The sequence below is a fragment of the Streptacidiphilus pinicola genome (assembly GCF_003258295.1).
Lineage (GTDB): Bacteria > Actinomycetota > Actinomycetes > Streptomycetales > Streptomycetaceae > Streptacidiphilus > Streptacidiphilus pinicola.
Genome location: NZ_QKYN01000042.1, coordinates 1 through 20,414, shown reverse-complemented (window position 1 = coordinate 20,414; position 20,414 = coordinate 1). Strand labels below are relative to the sequence as shown.

Sequence of the window (20,414 nt, the reverse complement as noted above, 5' to 3'; positions counted from 1 at the left end):
GTCTCCGGGATTCCCAGTGGCATGGTCACGGGCAGGGTTTGGATGTTTATGCGGCCCAAACCCTACTCCAGCCCGATCGACGGTTCGCGGGCAGGTCCCACTAACGCGCCGATCATCACCCCGCACTGCCCTCGTTCGGGCGATTTTGCAGGTCAGCAGGGGTACGGGCGGCTCGCCCCGGGGGCCCGCGACACGCCGGTCCGGCGGCCGGGGGGCCGCCTCCTGACGACGCATGAGGACGTAATACCATCAGGGGCAGGCGACGCCGCTGGTTACGGTGGCTGCACTCGTTACGGTGACGGGGTGCCGAATTTCGACGTCGCGTCCACCGTTCCGCTGCACCCGCTGGCCAGGCAGGCCCTGCTGGCCGCGCTCGACGAGGGCTGGGCCGATCCGGCGCGGCTCTACCGCGACGCGCGCCAGGCCCGGTTGCTGCTGGATTCGGCCCGCGAGAGCCTCGCCGCCGACCTCGGGGTCCGCGCCGACGAGTTGAGTCTCACTACGTCAGGTACGCAGGCGAACCATCTGGCCGTCCTCGGACTGCTCGCCGGAAATCACCGGAAAGGGCGTCATCTCGTCCATTCCGCTGTCGAACACTCCTCCGTCCTGCACGCCGCCGAGCGATTCCGGGCGGACCACGACGGCTCGGTGACGGTCGTTCCGGTCGACTCCCTCGGCCGGGTCGACCTCGACGCCTTCGAGGCGGCGCTGCGCTCCCCCGGGACCGCGCTTTCCTGCCTCCAGTCGGCCAACCACGAGGTCGGCACCGTCCAGCCCGTCCCCGCCGCGGCCGAACTCGCGCGGGAGGCGGGCGTCCCGCTCTTCGTCGACGCCGCCCAGTCCGCGGCCTGGGGCCGGATCGACGGCCCCTGGTCCGCGCTGGCCGCCTCCGCGCACAAGTGGGGCGGCCCGGCCGGCGTCGGCGTCCTCGCCGTCCGCAAGGGCGTCCGCTACCGCTCGCCGCTCCCGGCCGACGAGCGCGAGGGCGGCCGCGTCCCCGGCTACGTCAACGTCCCCGCGATCGTGGCCGCGGCCGTCGCGCTGCGGGCGGCACGGCAGGAGGCTGCCGAGGCCGACGCCCGGCTGCGCCCGCTGGTGCGGCTGTTGCACGAGCGGGTCCCCGCGCTGGTCCCCGACGTCTCCGTGCTCGGCGACCCGGCGCTCGCCGACCCCGCAAGGCGGCTGCCGCACCTGCTCACCTTCTCCTGCCTCTACGTCGACGGCGAGTCCCTGCTGGGCTCCCTCGACCGGGCGGGCTTCGCCGTCTCCTCCGGCTCCTCCTGCACCTCCAGCACGCTGACGCCGAGCCACGTGCTGGCCGCGATGGGCGCGCTGACGGAGGGCAACATCCGCGTCTCGCTGCCGCGCGACGCGACGCGGGAGCAGGTCGAGGAGTTCCTCGCGGTCCTGCCCCCGGCCGTCGCCGAGGTCCGCGCGCGGCTGACGCCCACGGCGACCGGCCGCAGCGCCCAGGGCGCCCTCGTGGTGGACGTGCTGGGGCGGCTCTGCCCGGTGCCCGTCATCGAACTGGCCAAGGCCTTCGAGGGCGTCCCGGTGGGCGGCCTGGTCGCGGTGCTGAGCGACGACGAGGTCGCCGCGATCGACGTCCCGGCCTGGTGCCACCTGCAGAACCAGTCCTACGAGGGAACCGCCCCCGCGAGTGACTACCTCGCGGGGGCGGACGGCACGGCCTACCTGGTGCGCAGACTGGGCTGAGCGGCGGACGGGGCTGAGGGTCAGTCCGTCTCCGAGGGTCAGCCCATCTTCGCGCGGACCTCGGCGGTGGCCACCTCGCCGTACGCGTCGGAGAAGCGGTCGAGGAAGTGGCCGCGGCGCAGCTCGTACTCCTGGGTGCCGACGGTCTCGATGACCAGCGTCGCCAGCATCGCGCCGATCTGCGCGGCCCGCTCCAGCGAGACGCCCCAGGTGAGGCCGGCCAGGAAGCCGGCGCGGAAGGCGTCGCCGACGCCCGTCGGGTCGGCCTTGGCGGTCTCGGCCGGGCAGGAGACGAAGATGGTCGGCTCGCCCTTGCGGTCGATCCGCGCGCCCTTGGCGCCCAGGGTGGTGACGCGGACGCCGACGCGGTCCAGGAACTCGTCCTCGGACCAGCCGGTCTTCGACTCGATCAGCGCCTTCTCGTACTCGTTGGAGAACAGGTACGCCGCGCCGTCCACCAGGGTGCGGATCGAGTCGCCGTCCAGGCGGGCCAGCTGCTGCGAGGGGTCGGCCGCGAAGGCGTAACCGCGGGCGCGGCACTCCTCGGTGTGCCGGACCATCGCCTCCGGGTCGTCGGCGCCGATCAGCACCAGGTCCAGGCCGCCGACGCGGTCCGCGACCGGACGCAGCTCGATGTTGCGGGCCTCGCTCATCGCGCCCGTGTAGAAGGACGCGATCTGGTTGTGGTCCTCGTCGGTGGTGCAGACGAAGCGCGCCGTGTGCCGGGTCTCCGAGATGTGCACCGAGGCCGTGTCGACCCCGTGCCGGTCCAGCCAGGAGCGGTACTCGGCGAAGTCGGCGCCCGCCGCCCCGATCAGGACCGGCTGCAGGCCCAGCACACCCATGCCGAAGCAGATGTTCGGCGCGACACCGCCGCGTCGCACGTCCAGGGTGTCGACGAGGAAGGAGAGCGAGACCGTGTGCAGCTGGTCCGCGACGAACTGCTCGGCGAAGCGACCGGGGAAGGTCATCAGGTGGTCGGTGGCGATGGAGCCGGTGACAGCGATACGCACGGCGGCGTGCTCCTCGGGGTGACGGTAGCGAGACGGGCGGAACGACGATCTACCGTACCGGCCGCCGGTCGGGCGGACACCATCCGTTACCGCAGCGTAGGACTGGAAGGGCGGCCGACGTGGTTCTACTGTCGATCGTGAGACGCCGGTCACATTGCGCAGCGGCAGCGGCGACCCGGCGTGAGGAGGCCTCCCGATGATGCCCGAGCAGAGCCCGATCCACATCCCCGCGTACCTGCGCGGCGAAGCGGACGCCGACACGTTGGCGGGTCTGGTGGAGCGCGGGCGCAGACTCGGCCGGTTCTGGCCGCAGGCGGCCGTGGAGCCCCCGGCGCCGCCCGCGCCGCCGCGCCGCCACCCGGTTTTCCGGATCGGCGCCCGCGAGGCCCGGATCTTCGGCGGCCTGCCGGAGTAGTCAGGGGTGGAACCGGTCCGCGGTCTTCCGCGTCCCATGCACGCACTGCAAGGGACAGACCAGGAGGCCACACCGTGCACACCCATCGTCGCTCCCGCTCCCGCGTCCTCGGCGCGCTGGCCGTGCTGGTGGTCGGCGCCGCCGGGTTGACGGCCTGCGCCTCGGGCAGCACCACCGTCGGCGGCTCCAGCGCGCCGCCGGTGGCGAGCAGCTCGCCTTCCCGGGTCAACCCCGGCGGCCCGATCGTGACCCCCTCCCCGACCCCGCCCACCCAGACCGGCGGGGCGGGCTCGAGCACCGGGCCGGGCTCCGGCTCGGGCACGCCCGCCAAGCCCGCGCACGGCCTGCCCATCTCCGGCTACAGCACCAAGGGCAACGTGCTGACCGTCTACTTCTACGCCGGCGTCTGCGACAAGTACGGCGTCACCGCCGACCAGTCGCAGCCGGGCGAGGTGCGGGTCGCCGTGGTGGTCACCCAGCACGCGCCGACGGGCCAGATGTGCCCGATGGTGATCAGCTCCCAGCACGCCGGCGTGGACCTGGGCCGGCCGCTGGACGGCCGCAAGGTGATCGACGCCAGCAACGACCAGCCGGTGCAGCCGCAGGGCTGAGACAGGCAGGGCTGAAACAGAAAGAGATCCGCCCCGGCCGTCGGCCGGGGCGGATCTCTTCGGGGCTGTTCAGCCGGGCTGCTGTTCAGCTGAAGGAGTCGCCGCAGGCGCAGGAGCCGGTGGCGTTCGGGTTGTCGATGGTGAAGCCCTGCTTCTCGATCGTGTCCACGAAGTCGACCGTGGCGCCGGCCAGGTACGGGGCGCTCATGCGGTCGGTGACGACACTCACGCCGCCGAAGTCGGCCACGACGTCGCCGTCGAGCGAACGCTCGTCGAAGAAGAGCTGGTAGCGCAGGCCCGAGCAGCCACCGGGCTGCACCGCGACGCGCAGCGCGAGGTCGTCGCGACCCTCCTGCTCCAGCAGGCTCTTGACCTTGGCCGCGGCGGTGTCGGTGAGGATGATCCCGCTCTCGACGCTGGTCTCGTCCTGGACGGTCATCTGCTTACTCCCGGGATTGACGACGTACTTCCACCGGCGGAAACCGCCGACGCCCCGGAGGTATTCCGGGAGGCTCCATCCCGTCCATGCTCGCACACTCGGCACCGGTCATCACTGCGCCCGCTGACAGGGCGCCACGGTGCTGCCAGGATCGTGCACGTGCTGCTGCGACCCGTCCACGACTCCGCCGCCGACACCTCCGCCGTCCGGGCGATCGACGCGGCCGCCTTCGGCAAACCGCTGGAAGGCCGCGAGGCCGCCCGCGCCGACGTGCGCACCAGACGGCTGGCCGCCGCGGACCAGCCGGGCTGCTGGTTCGCCGAGGAGGACGGCGCCGCGCTCGGGGTGGCCCTCTCCCTCAAGCGCGAAGGCCTGTGGGGGCTGGCGCTGCTGGCCGTGCGGCCCGAGGGGCAGGGCCAGGGCCTCGGCCGCACCCTGCTGGACCACGCGCTCAGCTACGCCCACGGCTGCCTGCGCGGCATGATCGTCGCCTCGGAGGACCCGCGCGCCGCCCGCCGCTACCACGCCGCCGGCTTCCGGCTGCACCCCACCATGGCGCTGAGCGGCCGGGTGGACCGCACCGGCCTGCCCGCCACCGGCGGCATCCCGGTGCACCTGGGCGACGCCACCCACTTCGACCTGCTCGACTCCGTCGACCGCCGCAGCCGTGGCGCCGCCCACGGCGAGGACCATCTGGCGCTGCTGCGCACCAGCGACGAACTGCTGGTCGCGGACACCCTCGGCGGCTCCGGCTACTGCTACCGCCTGGGCGGACGGGTGATGCTGCTCGCGGCCACCTCCCGCCGGGTCGCCACCGCGCTGCTGACGGAGACCCTGGCGCGGATCCCGGACGTGGAGACCGCGGACGTGCGCTCGGCGACGGCCGAGCAGGACTGGGCCGTGGACGTGGCCATGGCCGCCGGGCTGACCGCCGCCACCCGCGGCTACCTGGCCCTGCGCGGCATGAAGCCCCCGACGCACTACCTGCCGTCGGGGGCCTACCTGTAGCCGTGGTCGCCTCAGACCATCGTGTCGAGGATCTCCCGGACCATCTCCATCGTCGTCCCCGGGTGGAGGAAGGCGAAGCGGGCGACGACCTCGCCCTCCCAGCCGGTCGGGGTGACGAAGCCGATCTGGTCGGCCAGCAGACGCTCGGACCAGGCGTAGTAGTCCTTGGCGGTCCACCCCTTGCGCCGGTAGACCACGCTGGAGAGCTCCGGCTCGCGGATGACCTCCAGGTCCGGGTACTCGGCCCGGATCAGCGCCGCGGTGTCCCTGGCCAGCGTGATGCCGGTCTCGATCGCCTCGGAGTACGCCTCGGTGCCGTGCACGGCGAGCGAGAACCACAGCGGCAGACCGCGGGCGCGCCGGGTCAGGTGGTAGGCGTAGTCGGTCGGGTTCCACTCCTGCTCGTGGTCGGCGGTGTGCAGCACGTCCAGGTAGGAGGCGTCCTGCGTGTGCACGGCCTTGGCCAGGCGCGGGTCGCGGTAGATCAGCGCGGCGCAGTCGAACGGCGCGAAGAGCCACTTGTGCGGGTCCACCACGAAGGAGTCGGCGTGCTCGATGCCGCGGTACTTCTCCCGCACCGAGGGCGCGAAGAGACCGGCGCCGCCGTAGGCGCCGTCGACGTGGAACCAGAGGCCGTGCTCGCGGGCGACCTCGGCGATGCCGGCCAGGTCGTCGACGATGCCCGCGTTGGTGGTCCCCGCCGTGCCGACCACGGCGATGATCGAGCCCGGGTCCCCGTCGGCCGCGATGGCGGCGCGCAGCGCCTCACCGGTGAGCCGGTGGTCCACCGTCGGGACGACGAACTTCTCGACGCCGATGATGTTCAGGGTGTTGGTGACCGAGGAGTGCGTCTGGTCGCTGACCGCGATGCGCAGCCGGGCGCCGATGCCGACGCCGAGGCGCTGGCGGGCGACGTCACGGGCGACGACGAGCGCGGAGAGGTTGCCGGCCGAGCCGCCGGAGACGAAGCAGCCGCCGGCCGTGGCGGGCAGCCCGGCCCGGTCCGCTATCAGGCGCAGCACCTGGTTCTCGGCGGCGATGGCGCCGGCGGCCTCCAGCCAGGAGATGCCCTGAAGGGAGGCGCAGGAGACGACCATGTCGAACAGCAGCGCCGCCTTGGTCGGCGCGCAGGGGATGAACGAGAGGTAGCGGGGGCTGTCGGCGGAGATCACGGCCCGCGAGAGCTCGTGGTCGTAGAGCTTGAGCACGTCCGCAGGATCGTTTCCGCGGTCGTTCAGCAGCCCGTCCAGCGCGGCGCTCAGCTTCTCGCCGTCACCGGGGTGGTCGAGCGGGACCGGGTCGTACTGCAGGCGCTCCCGCATGTAGTCGAAGACCAGGTCGACCATGCGTGCGTCGTACCGGTGCATACGGTCGGCGTGGGACACGGGAGATCCTTCGGTGCACAGGGGGTGGTGAGGGGCATTGCCACCCTAGGCACCACACCGCGCTCGACGCCTGTCGGAACCCTGCAGCCCGCGCACGATTCCTGCGCGTTCAGGCTTGCGCGCGCAGGATCGTCAACCGATCAGACGACTGAGCACCACGGTGCTGCGGCTGCGCTGCACGCCCGGCTCGCGGCGGATCCGCTCGATGACCGCCTCCAGGTGCCGCATGTCCGCCGCGCGCAGGTGCACCAGCGCGTCCGCGTCGCCGGTCACCGTCCAGGCGGCGACGACCTCGGGGAACTGCCGCAGCGAGGAGAGGATCTCCTCCGGCGGGGTGCGCTCGCGGCAGAAGACCTCGACGAAGGCCTCCGTCGTCCAGTCCAGCACGCCCGGATCCAGCACCACGGTGAAACCGCGCACCACGCCGCGCTCGCGCAGCCGGTCCACGCGCCGCTTGACCGCGGTGGCGGAGAGGTTCACCAGCAGGCCGATCTCCGCGTAGGAGGCACGCCCGTCGCGCCCGAGGAGCTCCAGCACCCTGCGGTCGACGTCGTCGAGGCTGGCGGCAGGACTGATCGGCGTTCTCGGTGCTGGCACACGCTCAGCCTTTCACAGGTTGCGCCGTCACAGGTCAGCGCCGCACGTCCTCGCCCTGAAGCCGGTGGATCAGCAGGCCGACCGCCACCGAGGCCGCGCAGACGACCCCCGCCACCAGCACCGTCGGCGAGAACAGCACCACCACCGCGCTCACCGGCAGCACCCACAGCGCCGCCCCGCGCTTGGTGTGCCGCGAGTGCAGCGCCCACACCGTGAACAGGTAGACCGCGGCCGGGACGGTCACCGCGAGCGTGGCCGTGTGCGCCGCGACGTGCGCCTTGCCGACCGCGTGCTCGACGGCCACCTCCAGCCCGGCGCCGATCGCGGCCGCGGAGAGGAAGACCAGGTAGTGGCCGTAACCCCAGACGAAGGCCTGCCGGTTGCCGCTCAGATGCCCCTCGACCGACCGGGCGAAGTAGATCCACCAGGCGGAGAAGCAGATCAGCAGCCCGCCCGCGGCGATCGGCCACAGCTGCCCGAGAGCCTCGTGCTCGTCCACCGCCGACTGGACCGCGATCGTCGCCGCCGAGACCGACTCCCCCAGCACGATCAACGTGAAGCAGCCGTACCGCTCCGCGATGTGCCCGGGATGCCAGGCCGTCGCCGCCGGCCGCTCCGCGAAGACCGGGACGGCCAGCTCGGCGACCATGCCGACCACGAAGGTCGCAAGCTTCGCCTGACCGGGGATGTCGAGCATCCAGAGCACCCAGTACACCTGCACCAGCGCCACCCCGGCGGCATAGCGCAGCGCGACGGTCCGGTGCGCCCCGTCGTTGGAGGCCGCCGCGCGCAGCCACTGGCCGACCAGCGCCACCCGCATCACCACGTAGCCGGTGACGGTGATCCGGTAGTCGCCGTCCGCGAAGGCCCGGGGCACGCCCGCCGCCAGGATCAGCGCGCCGGCGATCTGTACGAAGGTGGCGATCCGGTACGGCACGTCGTCGGTGTCGTAGGCGGAGGCGAACCAGGTGAAGTTCATCCAGGCCCACCAGATCCCGAAGAAGACCACGAGGTAGCCCAGGATCCCGTGCCGGAGCTGTCCGCCCGCCAGTGCGTGAGCCAGCTGCGAGCCGGCCTGCGCGACGGCGACGACGAAACAGAGGTCGAAGAAGAGCTCCAGCGGCGTGGCCGCCCGGTGCTTCTCCGCCCGCCCGCGCGGCCGCATGCTCCGGCCGTCCACTACCCTCTCTGTGGCCATGTCCCCAGACGATAGGGCAGGTCCGTGCCCCTCGTCGGTAGCGCCGAGGTGTCGAGAGCGGGGTAGGTCACATTGCCTCTGAGCCCATGGCCGGTGTGATCGTGGCGAGCTATCATAGATAGCGTCAGGTAGACGATAAGGCGAGGTCGCTCACCCCGCCGAGCAGGAGGGCAGCCGCCCGTGACCACCACCACCGCGCCCGCCACGGGCGCACCCTTCGCCGAGCCCGGCGCCACGCCGCTGGCCCTGCTGCTGCTCGGCCGCGAGGCCGACACCGCGAGCGAGCGCGGCGTGGACTGCCCCGGCGACCTCCCCGCCGCGTCCGACCCGGACCTGGTCGCGCGGGCCACCGCGGCCAAGGCCGCGCTGGGCGACAAGGTCTTCATCCTGGGACACCACTACCAGCGCGACGAGGTCATCCAGTTCGCCGACGTCACCGGCGACTCCTTCAAGCTGGCCCGCGACGCGGCCGCCCGCCCCGAGGCCGAGTACATCGTCTTCTGCGGCGTGCACTTCATGGCCGAGTCCGCGGACATCCTCACCTCCGGGCGCCAGCAGGTCGTCCTGCCGGACCTGGCCGCCGGCTGCTCCATGGCCGACATGGCCACCGCCGAGCAGGTCGCCGAGTGCTGGGACCAGCTGGTCGACGCGGGCGTCGCCGACAGCGTCGTGCCGGTCGCCTACATGAACTCCTCCGCCGACATCAAGGCCTTCACCGGCCGCCACGGCGGCACCATCTGCACCTCCTCCAACGCCAAGCGGGCGCTGGAGTGGGCCTTCGAGCAGGGCGAGAAGGTCCTCTTCCTGCCCGACCAGCACCTCGGCCGCAACACCGCCGTCAAGGAGCTGGGTCTCTCGCTGGACGACTGCGTCGTCTACAACCCGCACAAGCCGAACGGCGGCCTCACGGCCGAGGAGCTGCGCGCGGCCAGGATGATCCTGTGGCGGGGCCACTGCTCCGTCCACGGCCGCTTCAGCCTGGACTCGGTGAACGAGGTCCGCGAGCGCGTCCCCGGCGTCACCGTGCTGGTGCACCCCGAGTGCACGCACGAGGTCGTCGAGGCCGCCGACATGGTCGGCTCGACGGAGTACATCATCAAGGCCCTGGACGCGGCCGAGCCGGGCTCCAAGTGGGCCATCGGCACCGAGCTCAACCTGGTCCGCCGGCTCGCGAACGCGCACCCGGACAAGGAGATCGTCTTCCTGGACCGGAGCGTCTGCTTCTGCAGCACGATGAACCGGATCGACCTGCCGCACCTGGTCTGGGCGCTGGAGTCGCTGGTGGACGGCCGCGTGCCGAACGTCATCACGGTCGACCCGGAGACGGAACGCTTCGCCAAGGCCGCGCTGGACCAGATGCTCGCGCTGCCGTAAGTAGCACACGCAAAAGGACCGGTGCCCCCGAGGGGGCGCCGGTCCTTTCGTTGTTCAGCCCGGGCTGTGCTTATGCCGGGGCTTGTCCCGGGGCTTATCCCGGGATCAGTCCGTCGGACTTCAGCAGCGCGCGGGTCTCCTCGACCGTGGCGTCCGCGTACGGGAGGGTCGCGTCCGAGGCGCCCAGGAAGTCGGCCGCGACCGGCGTGCCGGCCTCGCGGACCGCGCCCAGCAGCGCCGCCAGGCTGACCTTGAACTCCTGCTCCTCGCCGCTGTCCAGCGCGGCCAGCACCGCGTTGTCCAGCTCGTTGAGGCGCTCGACCAGGGTGTCCGGGATCTCGAACTGCCCCTCCGTCAGGATCCTGACGATCATGCCCCGCCCCCTCAGCCCTCGTGCGGGCGCTGGTCCTGCGGCGCCTGGTACGGGTTCTGCTGCGGCGCGGACTGCGGCGCCGCGGCGCCGTTGCCCTGCTCGATCGCCGGGGTCGGCGCGCTGCCACCGCCCAGCTCGGCCTTCATCCGGGCGAGCTCCAGCTCGACGTCCGAGCCGGCGGACATGCGGTCCAGCTCGGCCGCGATGTCGTCCTTGCGCATGCCGGACGGGTCGTCCAGCGCGCCGCTGGCCAGCAGCTCGTCGATCGCGCCGGCGCGCGCCTGCAGCTGCGCGGTCTTGTCCTCCGCGCGCTGGATGGCGAGGCCGACGTCGCCCATCTCCTCCGAGATCCCGGAGAAGGACTCCGCGATCTGCGTCTGCGCCTGGGCGGCGCTGTACTGGGCCTTGATGGTCTCCTTCTTGGTGCGGAAGGCGTCCACCTTGGCCTGCAGCCGCTGGGAGGCCAGCGTCAGCTTCTCCTCCTCGCCCTGCAGCTGCTGGTACTGGACCTCGAGGTCCTGCACCTGCTGCTGGACCCCGGCGCGGCGGGTCAGCGCCTCGCGGGCCAGGTCCTCACGGCCGAGGGAGAGCGCCTTGCGGCCCTGCTCCTCCAGCTTCGAGGACTGCTGCTGCAGCTGCGTGAGCTGCAGCTCGAGACGCTTGCGGGAGGTCGCCACATCCGCGACGCCGCGCCGTACCTTCTGCAGCAGTTCGAGCTGCTTCTGGTACGAGTAGTCCAGCGTCTCGCGCGGATCCTCCGCGCGGTCCAAGGCCTTGTTGGCCTTGGCGCGGAAGATCATCCCCATCCGCTTCATGATTCCGTCGCTCATGGGCTTCGCGCGCCCCCTTCTTCGACCTGCCGGTTTCGCCGTCTTCTCGCACCCAAGCCTACGGGTCGCGCGGCCGTCGCCGCAGCGATCCGCGCTGCAACAAGACTGCTACAGCCAAGAGCGCTCACGCCTCATCCGTGGGGCTGATCGGGCGCGAGCCGATCTACGCCGCGCGGCGGAGAGGATCCCTGATCAAGCCCACTACCCGGGGGGCTGGGGAATACACCACCTGACCACGTACTCTTGCTGTGTGTTCCGACGTAGCTCCTCCGATGCCCCTGCCGACGCCGCCACCCTCGTCGAGGACGAGGCCGCCGAGGCTCAGAAGGCCGTGCCCGCGGCGGAGGCCAAGAAGGGCCGACCGACGCCGAAGCGCAGCGCCGCGACGACCAACCAGCGTGGCCGCGCCTACGTGCCGCCGGACCGTAAGGCCAGCGCCAGGGCGGCCAAGACCGCCGGGCGCAGCGACCGCGAGCGCCAGATGCTGGCCATGCGCGGCCAGGGCGACCCGCGCGACCTGCCGCCGCGCGACGCCGGACCGGTCCGCAAGTTCGTGCGCGACTACGTGGACTCGCGCTGGACCGCGCTCGAGTTCGCGATGCCGGTCGTCATCGTGATCTTCCTGCTGGCGACGCTGTTGCGCAGCGCCTCCGTCGTGGTCTTCTCCACGCTGGCGCTCTACGCGGTGATCCTGCTGATCGTCGTCGCGACCTTCTTCTTCGCGCGCGGCCTGCGCAAGGAGCTGGCCCGGCGCTTCCCGAACCAGAACACCAAGGGCGCCGTCGCCTACGGTCTGCTGCGCTCCTCCAACATCCGGAAGATGCGTCTGCCCAAGCCCGCCGTCAAGCGCGGGCAGCGGCCCTGACCAGCCATCGGGCCCCCGAGGGCGGGGGCCACTTCGGGTACTCGTACTCGCCCCTGGACGCCGGTCTGTGGATGGACCCGCGTCCCGGCGCGGACGAGTCCACCATGGTGCTGCCGTTACAGCGGGCGGCCACTGAGTCCCTCCCGCCGGTGCCCCGTCCGGTCCCGCCGCCGGTCGGCTTCACGCCCGGCGCGGCGGCCTGGCTCGCGGGGCTCGGCGGACTGCGCAACCTGGTGCGCCAGGAGCTCGTCGCCCGGCAGCTCGACGAACAGCTCGCCCGGCACGACGGGGTCGACGCGGGCCTGCGGGTCCTCGACGTCGGCTGCGGCCAGGGCACCCAGGCGCTGCGCCTGGCCCGTCTCGGCCACCGGGTGACCGGCCTCGACCCGGATCCGACGACGCTCGACGCCGCCCGGCGGGCGCTCGCCCTGGAGGCCCCCGACACGCAGGCCCGAGTCCAGTTGCTGCAGGGTTCCGGCGAGGACTGCGGCCGCTGGTTCGGACCGGCCGCGTTCGACGTGGTGCTCTGCCACGGCGTGCTGATGTACCTGCCCGAGCCCGGCCCGTTGCTGGCGGCGCTGGCCCGGATACTGGCCCCCGGCGGCCTGCTGTCGGTGCTGGTCCGCAACGGCGACGCGCTGGCGATGCGACCCGGACTGTCCGGCGACTGGGCCACCACCGTCGCCGCCTTCGCCGGCGACGGCTACACCAACCGCCTGGGTCTGCCCACCCGCGCCGACCGCCGCGAGACACTCGGCCGGACCCTCGCCGAGCTCGACGTGCCACTGCGGGCCTGGTACGGCGTGCGGGTCTTCACCGACCTGGCCGACTCCACGGCCCCCACCCCGGCGGAGCTCGCGCTGCTGCTGGAGGCCGAGGACCGCGCCGGGCGCACCGATCCCTACCGTCAGGTCGCGGCGCTGACGCATCTGGTGGGTGTACGGCCGTAGCTCCGTGGACGGGCGGGGTTAGGCTCGCCCTCATGGAGTTCCGTCACCTCGGCCGCAGCGGCCTCGTCATCTCCGAGATCGCCTACGGCAACTGGCTCACCCACGGCTCCCAGGTCGAGGAGGACGCGGCGATCGCCTGCGTCCACGCCGCCCTCGACGCCGGGATCACCACCTTCGACACGGCGGACGTCTACGCCGCCACCCGCGCCGAGGCCGTCCTCGGCCGGGCCCTCTCCGGACAGCGCCGCGAGGGCCTGGAGATCTTCACCAAGGTCTACTGGCCCACCGGCCCGGGCAAGAACGACACCGGCCTGTCCCGCAAGCACATCATGGAGTCGATCAACGGCTCGCTGAAGCGCCTGCAGACCGACTACGTCGACCTCTACCAGGCCCACCGCTACGACACCGCGACGCCGCTGGAGGAGACCATGGTCGCCTTCGCGGACATCGTCCACTCCGGCAAGGCCCACTACATCGGCGTCTCCGAGTGGAGCGCCGAGCAGATCCGCGCCGCGCACGAGCTGGCGACGGAGCTGCGCGTCCCGCTGGTCTCCTCGCAGCCGCAGTACTCCGCGCTGTGGCGGGTCATCGAGGCCGAGGTCGTGCCGACCTGCGAGGAGCTGGGGATCGGCCAGATCGTCTGGTCCCCCATCGCGCAGGGCGTGCTGACGGGGAAGTACCTGCCCGGACAGCAGCCGCCGGCCGGCTCGCGCGCCACCGACGACAAGGGCGGCGCCAACATGATCTCGCGCTGGATGCGCGACGACGTGCTGGAGCGCGTGCAGCGGCTGCAGCCGCTCGCGGCCGAGGCCGGCCTGACGCTCGCCCAGCTCTCGGTCGCCTGGGTGCTGCAGAACAGCAACGTCTCCGCGGCCATCATCGGCGCCTCCCGGCCCGAGCAGGTCACCGAGAACGTCAAGGCCGCCGGTGTGAAGCTGGACGCCGGTCTGCTCAAGGCCATGGACGAGATCCTCGCCCCGGTCGCCGAGTTCGACCCGGCCAAGACCGCCGAGAACTCCCCCAAGGGCCGCGTGAACTGACGCGTTCCCAGCGACACGGAAGGGGTCCGGGGCAGCCGCCCCGGACCCCTTCCGTGTCACCGCTACTGGTGCAGGCTCATCGGACCGTAGATCTTCTCGCCGTCCTCCAGCAGCACCACCTGGTCGATGCCGTCGGCGAGCAGCTCCTTCCAGGTCTCGCCGATCCAGGTCTCCGCGTCACCCTGGGTCGGGAACTCCTCGACCCCGTTCGACGCCGGCACCACCGAGCCGTCGAGCTTCTCGTACCGCCAGGTCCACACCATGCCGGGCTCCTCTCGCCCTCGCGTCAACAACTGGACAGTACCCGGCACAATGGCCCGATGCGCCTCCTCCTCCGTCGCCGTCCGCTCCGCACGCTGCTGCTCGGCGGCGCGCGCTCCGGCAAGTCCTCGCTCGCGGAGCGGCTGCTCGCCCAGGACCCGGAGGTGACCTACGTCGCCACCGCCGGGCGGCGCGAGGGGGACACCGAGTGGGCCGAGCGCATCGCACTGCACCGGGGCCGCCGCCCCGGACACTGGCGCACCGTGGAGACCTGCGACCTCGCCCCGCTGCTCGCCGAGCGCGGCGGCCCGCTGCTCGTCGACTGCCTGGCGCTGTGGCTGACCGACGCGATGGACCGGGTCGGCGCCTGGGAGGAGGAGCGCTGGTACGGCGGCGGCGAAGAGGAGTTGCGGGCGCGCACCGCCGAGCTGGTCGCGGCGCTGGCCGCGAGCCCGCGGCGGCTGGTCGCGGTCAGCAACGAGGTCGGCAGCGGCGTCGTGCCGGCCACCGCCTCCGGCCGCCGGTTCCGGGACGAGTTGGGCCGGCTCAACGCCGCGGTCGCCGAGGTCTGCGACGACGTGCGGCTGGTGGTCGCGGGCCGGGCGCTGCGCCTGTCCGAGCGGTGACGGTAACGTTCGGGCCGTGACGACCTTCGACCTCGACGAGATCTCCGCGCGGCTGGCGCGGCCCGACGACGAGTGCCGCCTCGCCGCGGAGGAGCGCTTCGCCGCGCTCGACCTGCCGCGCGGCTCGCTGGGCGAGCTGCAGGACCTGGCCGGCTGGCTGGCCGCGGTCCAGGGCAAGGTCCCCACCACGCCGCTGGAACGCGTCAAGGTCCTGGTCTTCGCCGCCGACCACGGCATCGCCTCGCTCGGCGTCTCCGTGCTGCCGCCCGGCACCACCGAGCGCCGGGTGCGTTCGATCCTCGACGGCACCGCGCCGGTCAGCGTGCTGGCCCGTCAGTTCGGCGCACAGGTGCGCGTGGTGGATCTCGCCGTCGACGCCGACGAGGACGCGTTCCCGGCCGAGGTGAGCCGGCACCGGGTCCGCCGCGGCTCCGGCCGGATCGACGTGGAGAACGCGCTGACGCGCGAACAGGCCGAGCAGGCCTTCGCCGCCGGCGTCGCGCTCGCCGACGAGGAGGCCGACTCCGGCACCGACCTGGTCGTCCTCGGCGACCTCGGCGTCGGCTCGACCACCGTGGCCGCCGTGCTGATCGGCGTGCTCTGCGGCACCGACGCGGCCGTCGTCACCGGGCGCGGCTCCGGCATCGACGACCGCGTCTGGATGGTCAAGTGCGCGGCGATCCGCGACTCGCTGCGCCGGGCCCGCCCGGTGCTGGCCGACCAGATCGACCTGCTGGCCGCCGTCGGCGGCGCGGACTTCGCCGCCATGGCGGGCTTCCTGCTGCAGTGCGCCCTGCGCCGGCTGCCGGTGCTGCTGGACGGCGTCGTCTCCACGGCCTGCGCGCTGGTCGCGCAGCGGATCGCCTTCCGGGCGCCGGAGTGGTGGCGGGCCGGGCAGGTCACCGGGGAGCCGGCCCAGGCCAAGGCGTACGAGCGGATGGGCATCACGCCGCTGCAGGACCAGCACGTCGCGGCCGGCGCGGGCGCGGGCGCGCTGATGTCGCTGCCGCTGCTCAAGGCCGCAGCGGCGCTGCTCGCCGAACTGCCGCTGAAACCGGTTGGGGACTGAGTGCTCGCACAGCTCTTCAAGCGCGGCCTCGAACCGCTGCGCTTCGCCTTCGGCACCCTGTCCGTCCTGCCCGTTCGGGTGAACCGCTGGGACCGGCCCACGGCGGGCCGGGCGATATCCCTGGCCCCGCTGGTCGGCCTGGTGCTCGGCGGACTGGCCGCCGGCTTCGCGACGCTGCTGGCCTGGGCGCACACCGGATCGCTGCTGGCCGCCGTGGCCGGGGTGGCCGCCCTGGCCGCGCTCACCCGGGGGCTGCACCTGGACGGCCTGGCCGACGTCGCCGACGGGCTCGGCAGCAACCGGCCGCCGGACGCCGCACTGAAGATCATGAAAGCCTCGGACATCGGCCCCTTCGGGGTGCTGGTGCTGGTGCTCACCCTGCTGGCGCAGATCGCCGCGGTCGCCCGCTGCTTCGACCTGGGCCTGCCCAAGGGCGCGTTCGCGCTCGGCCTGGCCGCGGTGACCTCGCGCACCGCCCTGCTGCGCGGCTGCGCCGACGGCGTGCCGTCGGCGCGCGAGAGCGGCCTGGGCGCGATGGTCGCGGGCACCGTGCCGCGGCTGCGCGGTGCGCTGGTCACCCTGGTGGTGGTCGCCGCCCTGGCCTTCGCCGGCTGGGCCACCGCCCGCTACGGCCAGAACCAGCTGCCGCTGGCGCTCGGCACCGTCGTCTCGGCGGCCGGCGGCCTCGGGCTCGCCGCCCTGCTGCTCACGCACTGTCTGCGGCGTTTCGGCGGAATCACCGGAGATGTCCTGGGCGCGATGGTCGAGGTCTCGGCCACTGGATCACTTCTTTTGTGGACCCTTTTCGCAGCTGCCACCCCGTAGCGGGGTGCTGTCTCGAAATTTCGCGCCCCGCGACGGAGCGAGGGCTCATTATGCGGACTACCATGCCAGGAGCCGGTCTGTTCACCCGCCGTGGCCGAGCCGTGGGACGACGCCTGCCCGCATCCGGACAGACAAGCGAACTCAAGACTTTCGCGCAGGGCGTTTTCGACAGAACAGTTTTCGACAGAACAGGACGCATTCCGTGACTGCAGTGTCTTTGAGCACCTCCACGGCCGCCGCGCTGCGCGCGGACGCCGTCGTCGTGGCCGTGGCCAAGGGCCCCAAGGGCCTGGTCCTGGCCCCCGGGGCCGAGGTGGTCGACGAGGCGTTCGAGGGCCGCCTCGCCGAGGTGCTCACCACCCTCGGCGCCACCGGCGCCGCGGGCGAGGCCGTCAAGGTCCCGGCCCCCGCCGGTCTGAAGGCCCCGCTGGTGCTCGCCGTCGGTCTCGGCGAGGCCGCCGAGGACGGCTACGCCGCCGAGGCGCTGCGCGCCGCCGCGGGCGTCGCCGCGCGCACCCTGCAGGGCAGCAAGAAGGCCGCCTTCGCCCTGCCCGCCGCCGACGCCACCGCCGTCGAGGCCATCACCCTGGGCGCGCTGCTCGGCGCCTACACCTTCACCGCCTGCCGCAGCGAGAACGGCAAGGCCGACGCCAAGGCCCCCCTCGCCGAGGTCGCCGTCACCGGCGCCAAGCGCGCCGACAAGGCGGCCAAGGCCGCCGTCGAGCGCGGCACCGTCGTGGCCGAGGAGATGAACCGGGCCCGCGACCTGGTCAACATGCCGCCGAACGACCTCTTCCCGAAGTCCTTCGCCGACATCGCCACCACCGCCGGCAAGGAGCTCGGCAACGTCAAGGTCGAGGTGCTCGACGAGAAGGCGCTCACCAAGGGCGGCTTCGGCGGCATCCTCGGCGTCGGCACCGGCTCCGCCCGCTCGCCGCGCCTGGTCAAGGTCGCCTACACCCACCCCAAGGCCAAGGCCTCCCTCGCCTTCGTCGGCAAGGGCATCACCTACGACTCGGGCGGCATCTCGCTCAAGCCCGCCGGCCACAACGAGACCATGAAGTGCGACATGGCCGGCGCCGGCGCCGTCTTCGCCTCGGTGCTCGCGGTCGCCAAGCTCGGCCTGCCGGTCAACGTCACCGGCTGGCTCGCGCTGGCGGAGAACATGCCGTCCGGCTCGGCCACCCGCCCCGGCGACGTGCTGCGCATGTACGGCGGCAAGACCGTCGAGGTGCTCAACACCGATGCCGAGGGCCGCCTGGTGCTGGCCGACGCCATCGTCCGCGCGGGCGAGGAGAAGCCCGGCTACATCATCGACGTCGCCACCCTGACCGGCGCCATGGTGATGGCGCTGGGCAGCCGCACCTTCGGCGTGATGGCCAACGACGACGCCTTCCGCGGCACCGTCACCGAGCTGGCCGAGGCCGCGGGCGAGCCCGCCTGGGCCATGCCGCTCCCGGCGCACCTGCGCGGTCCGATGGACTCCACCGTCGCCGACATCTCCAACATGGGCGAGCGCATGGGCGGCGGCCTGGTCGCCGGCCTGTTCCTCAAGGAGTTCGTCGCGGACGGCATCACCTGGGCCCACCTGGACATCGCCGGCCCGGCGTTCAACGAGGGCGCGCCCTTCGGCTACACCCCCAAGGGCGGCACCGCCACCGCGGTGCGCACCCTGGTCGCGCTCGCCGAGCACGCGGCCGACGGCAAGCTGTGATCCGCACGCCGTGATCGACGGGCTGTGATCTACCGAGGGGTAACCCCTTGATCGGACCCCCGCTCGTGTTCGCCCTGGGCGAACGCGAGCGGGGGTCCTTCCCGTGGCGACCGCAAACCCTTCTGACCTGGCCCCCTTCCCCGCACCGGAATTTGCGTCTCGACCTGCGGAAACAGACAATTCCCGGCGAGGCACCCACCCCACCCCCGCGGGAGGGAGCCGTCCACACCGTGGCCCGGTCCCTCACCACCGCACGACAAGTGCGAGGATGTATCTCCGGCACGACGGGTCTCCCCACAAGGGAGCACCACACCCGGCCGGCGAACGACCGGGAGCATCCGCACCCATTGCATGGAGGACGTGACGTGGCGAACGACGCCAGCACCGTTTTCGACGTAGTCATTCTCGGAGGCGGAAGCGGCGGTTACGCCGCGGCGCTGCGGGCGGCCCAGCTGGGTCTGCAGGTCGCGCTCATCGAGAAGAACAAGCTCGGCGGCACCTGCCTGCACCAGGGCTGCATCCCGACCAAGGCGCTGCTGCACGCCGGCGAGGTCGCCGACCAGACCCGCGAGGCCGCGGGCTTCGGTGTCAAGGCCGTCTTCGAGGGCATCGACATCAACGCGGTGCACGCCTACAAGGACGGCGTCGTCTCCGGCCTGTACAAGGGCCTGCAGGGCCTGGTCGCCAGCCGCAAGATCACCTACGTCGAGGGCGAGGGCCGTCTCTCCTCCCCCACCTCCGTGGACGTGAACGGCCAGCGCTACACCGGCCGCCACATCCTGCTGGCCACCGGCTCCGTGCCGAAGTCGCTGCCGGGCCTGGCCATCGACGGCAACCGGGTCATCTCCTCCGACCACGCGCTGACCCTCGACCGCGTGCCGAAGTCCGCGATCGTGCTGGGCGGCGGCGTCATCGGCGTCGAGTTCGCCTCCGTGTGGAAGTCCTTCGGCGCCGAGGTCACCATCATCGAGGCGCTGCCGCACCTGGCCCCGCTCGAGGACGAGAACTCCTCCAAGCTGCTGGAGCGCGCCTTCCGCAAGCGCGGCATCAAGTTCGAGCTGGGCGCCCGCTTCGCCGGCGTCGAGTACACCGAGACCGGTGTCCGCGCCTCGCTGGAGAACGGCAAGCAGGTCGAGGCCGAGCTCATGCTCGTCGCCGTCGGCCGCGGCCCGGTCTCGCAGAACCTCGGCTACGAGGAGGCCGGGGTCGCCATGGACCGCGGCTACGTCCTGGTCGACGAGTACTGCCGGACGAACGTCCCCACCATCTCCGCCGTCGGCGACCTGATCCCGACCCTGCAGCTGGCCCACGTCGGCTTCGCCGAGGGCATCCTCGTCGCCGAGCGCATCGCCGGCCTCAAGGTCGTCCCGATCGACTACGACGGCGTGCCGCGCGTGACCTACTGCAACCCCGAGGTCGCCTCCGTCGGCATCACCGAGGCCAAGGCCAAGGAGCTGTACGGCGACGACAAGGTCGTCACCGCCAAGTTCAACCTGGCCGGCAACGGCAAGAGCAAGATCCTGAAGACCGCCGGCGAGATCAAGCTGGTCCAGGTCAAGGACGGCGCCGTCGTCGGCGTGCACATGGTCGGCGAGCGCATGGGCGAGCAGGTCGGCGAGGCCCAGCTGATCTACAACTGGGAGGCCCTGCCCGCCGAGGTGGCGCAGCTGATCCACGCGCACCCCACCCAGAACGAGGCCCTCGGCGAGGCCCACCTCGCGCTGGCGGGCAAGCCGCTGCACAATCACGACTGACAACCCCTCGTCGCACGCCAACCATCCGCAACGCACCACAAGGAGCAACTGAAACCATGGCGGTCTCAGTAACACTGCCCGCACTCGGCGAGAGCGTGACCGAGGGCACCGTCACCCGTTGGCTGAAGGCCGAGGGCGAGCGCGTCGAGGCCGACGAGCCGCTGCTCGAGGTCTCGACCGACAAGGTCGACACCGAGATCCCGGCCCCCGCCTCGGGCATCCTGGCCTCCATCAAGGTCGCCGAGGACGAGACGGTCGAGGTCGGCGCCGAACTGGCCATCATCGACGACGGCACCGGCGCCCCGGTGGCCGCCCCGGCTCCGGCCGCTGCCGCCGCGCCCGCGCCGGTCG

The 20,414-nt window shown here is 72.4% G+C and carries 21 protein-coding genes and 1 pseudogene; 14 read left to right on the top strand and 8 right to left on the bottom strand.

Features of this window, described 5'->3' with window-relative positions; all coding sequences use genetic code 11:
* The first annotated feature begins 303 nt into the window (after positions 1–303).
* Positions 304–1,716, top strand: coding sequence for a cysteine desulfurase/sulfurtransferase TusA family protein (locus tag DN069_RS11950; protein ID WP_111500903.1), 1,413 nt, complete (start codon positions 304–306; stop codon positions 1,714–1,716).
* 38 nt (positions 1,717–1,754) lie between these two features.
* Here DN069_RS11950 and DN069_RS11945 read toward each other — a convergent pair whose 3' ends face one another.
* Positions 1,755–2,729, bottom strand: a complete 975-nt coding sequence (locus DN069_RS11945) for a carbohydrate kinase family protein (RefSeq protein ID WP_111500902.1) — start codon at positions 2,727–2,729, stop codon at positions 1,755–1,757.
* 196 nt (positions 2,730–2,925) lie between these two features.
* Here DN069_RS11945 and DN069_RS11940 point away from each other — a divergent pair, with 196 nt between their 5' ends.
* Entirely contained in the window at positions 2,926–3,144 is a 219-nt protein-coding gene (locus DN069_RS11940) for a hypothetical protein (RefSeq protein WP_111500901.1), read from the top strand.
* 74 nt (positions 3,145–3,218) lie between these two features.
* Positions 3,219–3,755 (top strand): hypothetical protein, encoded by a 537-nt coding sequence (locus DN069_RS11935; RefSeq protein WP_111500900.1) that lies wholly within the window; start codon positions 3,219–3,221, stop codon positions 3,753–3,755.
* An 85-nt stretch (positions 3,756–3,840) separates the two neighbouring features.
* Here the strand turns inward: DN069_RS11935 and erpA are convergent, their stop codons facing one another.
* Positions 3,841–4,194, bottom strand: coding sequence for an iron-sulfur cluster insertion protein ErpA (erpA, locus tag DN069_RS11930; protein ID WP_042369169.1), 354 nt, complete (start codon positions 4,192–4,194; stop codon positions 3,841–3,843).
* A 159-nt stretch (positions 4,195–4,353) separates the two neighbouring features.
* Here erpA and DN069_RS11925 point away from each other — a divergent pair, with 159 nt between their 5' ends.
* Positions 4,354–5,202, top strand: coding sequence for a GNAT family N-acetyltransferase (locus DN069_RS11925; protein ID WP_111500899.1), 849 nt, complete (start codon positions 4,354–4,356; stop codon positions 5,200–5,202).
* Between the two features lie 11 nt (positions 5,203–5,213).
* Here the strand turns inward: DN069_RS11925 and DN069_RS11920 are convergent, their stop codons facing one another.
* The 3 genes from DN069_RS11920 to DN069_RS11910 all read right to left on the bottom strand — a co-directional run bounded on the left by DN069_RS11920 (position 5,214) and on the right by DN069_RS11910 (position 8,382).
* Positions 5,214–6,587, bottom strand: coding sequence for a pyridoxal phosphate-dependent decarboxylase family protein (locus DN069_RS11920; protein ID WP_243639122.1), 1,374 nt, complete (start codon positions 6,585–6,587; stop codon positions 5,214–5,216).
* A gap of 132 nt (positions 6,588–6,719) precedes the next feature.
* Positions 6,720–7,184 carry an Lrp/AsnC family transcriptional regulator gene (locus DN069_RS11915; protein ID WP_243639120.1) on the bottom strand — a complete coding sequence of 155 codons (465 nt, stop codon included), beginning with the start codon at positions 7,182–7,184 and terminating at the stop codon, positions 6,720–6,722.
* Between the two features lie 34 nt (positions 7,185–7,218).
* Complete coding sequence (locus tag DN069_RS11910; protein WP_111500898.1) at positions 7,219–8,382, bottom strand: low temperature requirement protein A; 1,164 nt, start codon at positions 8,380–8,382, stop codon at positions 7,219–7,221.
* A 180-nt stretch (positions 8,383–8,562) separates the two neighbouring features.
* On the opposite strand from DN069_RS11910, the gene nadA reads away from it, so the two are divergent.
* On the top strand, positions 8,563–9,756 hold the full coding sequence (gene nadA / locus DN069_RS11905) for a quinolinate synthase NadA (protein WP_111500897.1): 1,194 nt from the start codon (positions 8,563–8,565) through the stop codon (positions 9,754–9,756).
* Between the two features lie 94 nt (positions 9,757–9,850).
* Here nadA and pspAA read toward each other — a convergent pair whose 3' ends face one another.
* Positions 9,851–10,129 (bottom strand): PspA-associated protein PspAA, encoded by a 279-nt coding sequence (pspAA, locus tag DN069_RS11900; RefSeq protein WP_111500896.1) that lies wholly within the window; start codon positions 10,127–10,129, stop codon positions 9,851–9,853.
* Positions 10,130–10,140: 11 nt separating this feature from the next.
* The gene (locus DN069_RS11895) at positions 10,141–10,959 is read right to left on the bottom strand and encodes a PspA/IM30 family protein (protein ID WP_243639119.1); all 819 of its coding nucleotides are present in this window, start codon (positions 10,957–10,959) and stop codon (positions 10,141–10,143) included.
* Between the two features lie 250 nt (positions 10,960–11,209).
* Here DN069_RS11895 and DN069_RS11890 point away from each other — a divergent pair, with 250 nt between their 5' ends.
* From DN069_RS11890 to DN069_RS11880, 3 genes are all read left to right on the top strand, one after another.
* Positions 11,210–11,824 (top strand): DUF3043 domain-containing protein, encoded by a 615-nt coding sequence (locus DN069_RS11890; protein WP_165845473.1) that lies wholly within the window; start codon positions 11,210–11,212, stop codon positions 11,822–11,824.
* Positions 11,825–11,895: 71 nt separating this feature from the next.
* Positions 11,896–12,774: a class I SAM-dependent methyltransferase gene (locus tag DN069_RS11885; RefSeq protein ID WP_341538466.1), complete on the top strand. Its 879-nt coding sequence runs from the start codon at positions 11,896–11,898 to the stop codon at positions 12,772–12,774.
* A gap of 32 nt (positions 12,775–12,806) precedes the next feature.
* A complete protein-coding gene (locus DN069_RS11880; RefSeq protein WP_111500893.1) occupies positions 12,807–13,814 on the top strand; it encodes an aldo/keto reductase family protein in 1,008 nt (335 codons plus the stop codon).
* A 62-nt stretch (positions 13,815–13,876) separates the two neighbouring features.
* On the opposite strand, the gene DN069_RS11875 is transcribed toward DN069_RS11880, so the two are convergent.
* Complete coding sequence (locus tag DN069_RS11875) at positions 13,877–14,077, bottom strand: hypothetical protein (RefSeq protein WP_111500892.1); 201 nt, start codon at positions 14,075–14,077, stop codon at positions 13,877–13,879.
* An 81-nt stretch (positions 14,078–14,158) separates the two neighbouring features.
* On the opposite strand from DN069_RS11875, the pseudogene cobU reads away from it, so the two are divergent.
* From cobU to DN069_RS11845, 6 genes and pseudogenes are all read left to right on the top strand, one after another.
* Positions 14,159–14,701, top strand: a pseudogene (gene cobU, locus DN069_RS11870) (bifunctional adenosylcobinamide kinase/adenosylcobinamide-phosphate guanylyltransferase); the annotation flags it as partial.
* 16 nt (positions 14,702–14,717) lie between these two features.
* Positions 14,718–15,770, top strand: coding sequence for a nicotinate-nucleotide--dimethylbenzimidazole phosphoribosyltransferase (gene cobT, locus DN069_RS11865; protein WP_111500890.1), 1,053 nt, complete (start codon positions 14,718–14,720; stop codon positions 15,768–15,770).
* A complete protein-coding gene (locus DN069_RS11860) occupies positions 15,771–16,595 on the top strand; it encodes an adenosylcobinamide-GDP ribazoletransferase (protein WP_243639118.1) in 825 nt (274 codons plus the stop codon). It begins immediately after the preceding gene.
* Positions 16,596–16,797: 202 nt separating this feature from the next.
* Positions 16,798–18,309 carry a leucyl aminopeptidase gene (locus DN069_RS11855; RefSeq protein ID WP_111500889.1) on the top strand — a complete coding sequence of 504 codons (1,512 nt, stop codon included), beginning with the start codon at positions 16,798–16,800 and terminating at the stop codon, positions 18,307–18,309.
* Between the two features lie 365 nt (positions 18,310–18,674).
* Positions 18,675–20,063: a dihydrolipoyl dehydrogenase gene (gene lpdA, locus DN069_RS11850; protein WP_111500888.1), complete on the top strand. Its 1,389-nt coding sequence runs from the start codon at positions 18,675–18,677 to the stop codon at positions 20,061–20,063.
* A 56-nt stretch (positions 20,064–20,119) separates the two neighbouring features.
* Positions 20,120–20,414 (top strand): biotin/lipoyl-containing protein (locus DN069_RS11845; RefSeq protein WP_111500887.1); only part of this gene is annotated, 295 nt, incomplete at its 3' end.

Coding starts and splice junctions, on each gene's coding strand:
- DN069_RS11910 (WP_111500898.1), bottom strand. CDS start 8,382: ATGGCCACAGAGAGGGTAGTGGACGGCCGGAGCATGCGGCCGCGCGGG.
- DN069_RS11940 (WP_111500901.1), top strand. CDS start 2,926: ATGATGCCCGAGCAGAGCCCGATCCACATCCCCGCGTACCTGCGCGGC.
- DN069_RS11895 (WP_243639119.1), bottom strand. CDS start 10,959: ATGAGCGACGGAATCATGAAGCGGATGGGGATGATCTTCCGCGCCAAG.
- DN069_RS11875 (WP_111500892.1), bottom strand. CDS start 14,077: ATGGTGTGGACCTGGCGGTACGAGAAGCTCGACGGCTCGGTGGTGCCG.
- erpA (WP_042369169.1), bottom strand. CDS start 4,194: ATGACCGTCCAGGACGAGACCAGCGTCGAGAGCGGGATCATCCTCACC.
- DN069_RS11885 (WP_341538466.1), top strand. CDS start 11,896: ATGGACCCGCGTCCCGGCGCGGACGAGTCCACCATGGTGCTGCCGTTA.
- DN069_RS11880 (WP_111500893.1), top strand. CDS start 12,807: ATGGAGTTCCGTCACCTCGGCCGCAGCGGCCTCGTCATCTCCGAGATC.
- pspAA (WP_111500896.1), bottom strand. CDS start 10,129: ATGATCGTCAGGATCCTGACGGAGGGGCAGTTCGAGATCCCGGACACC.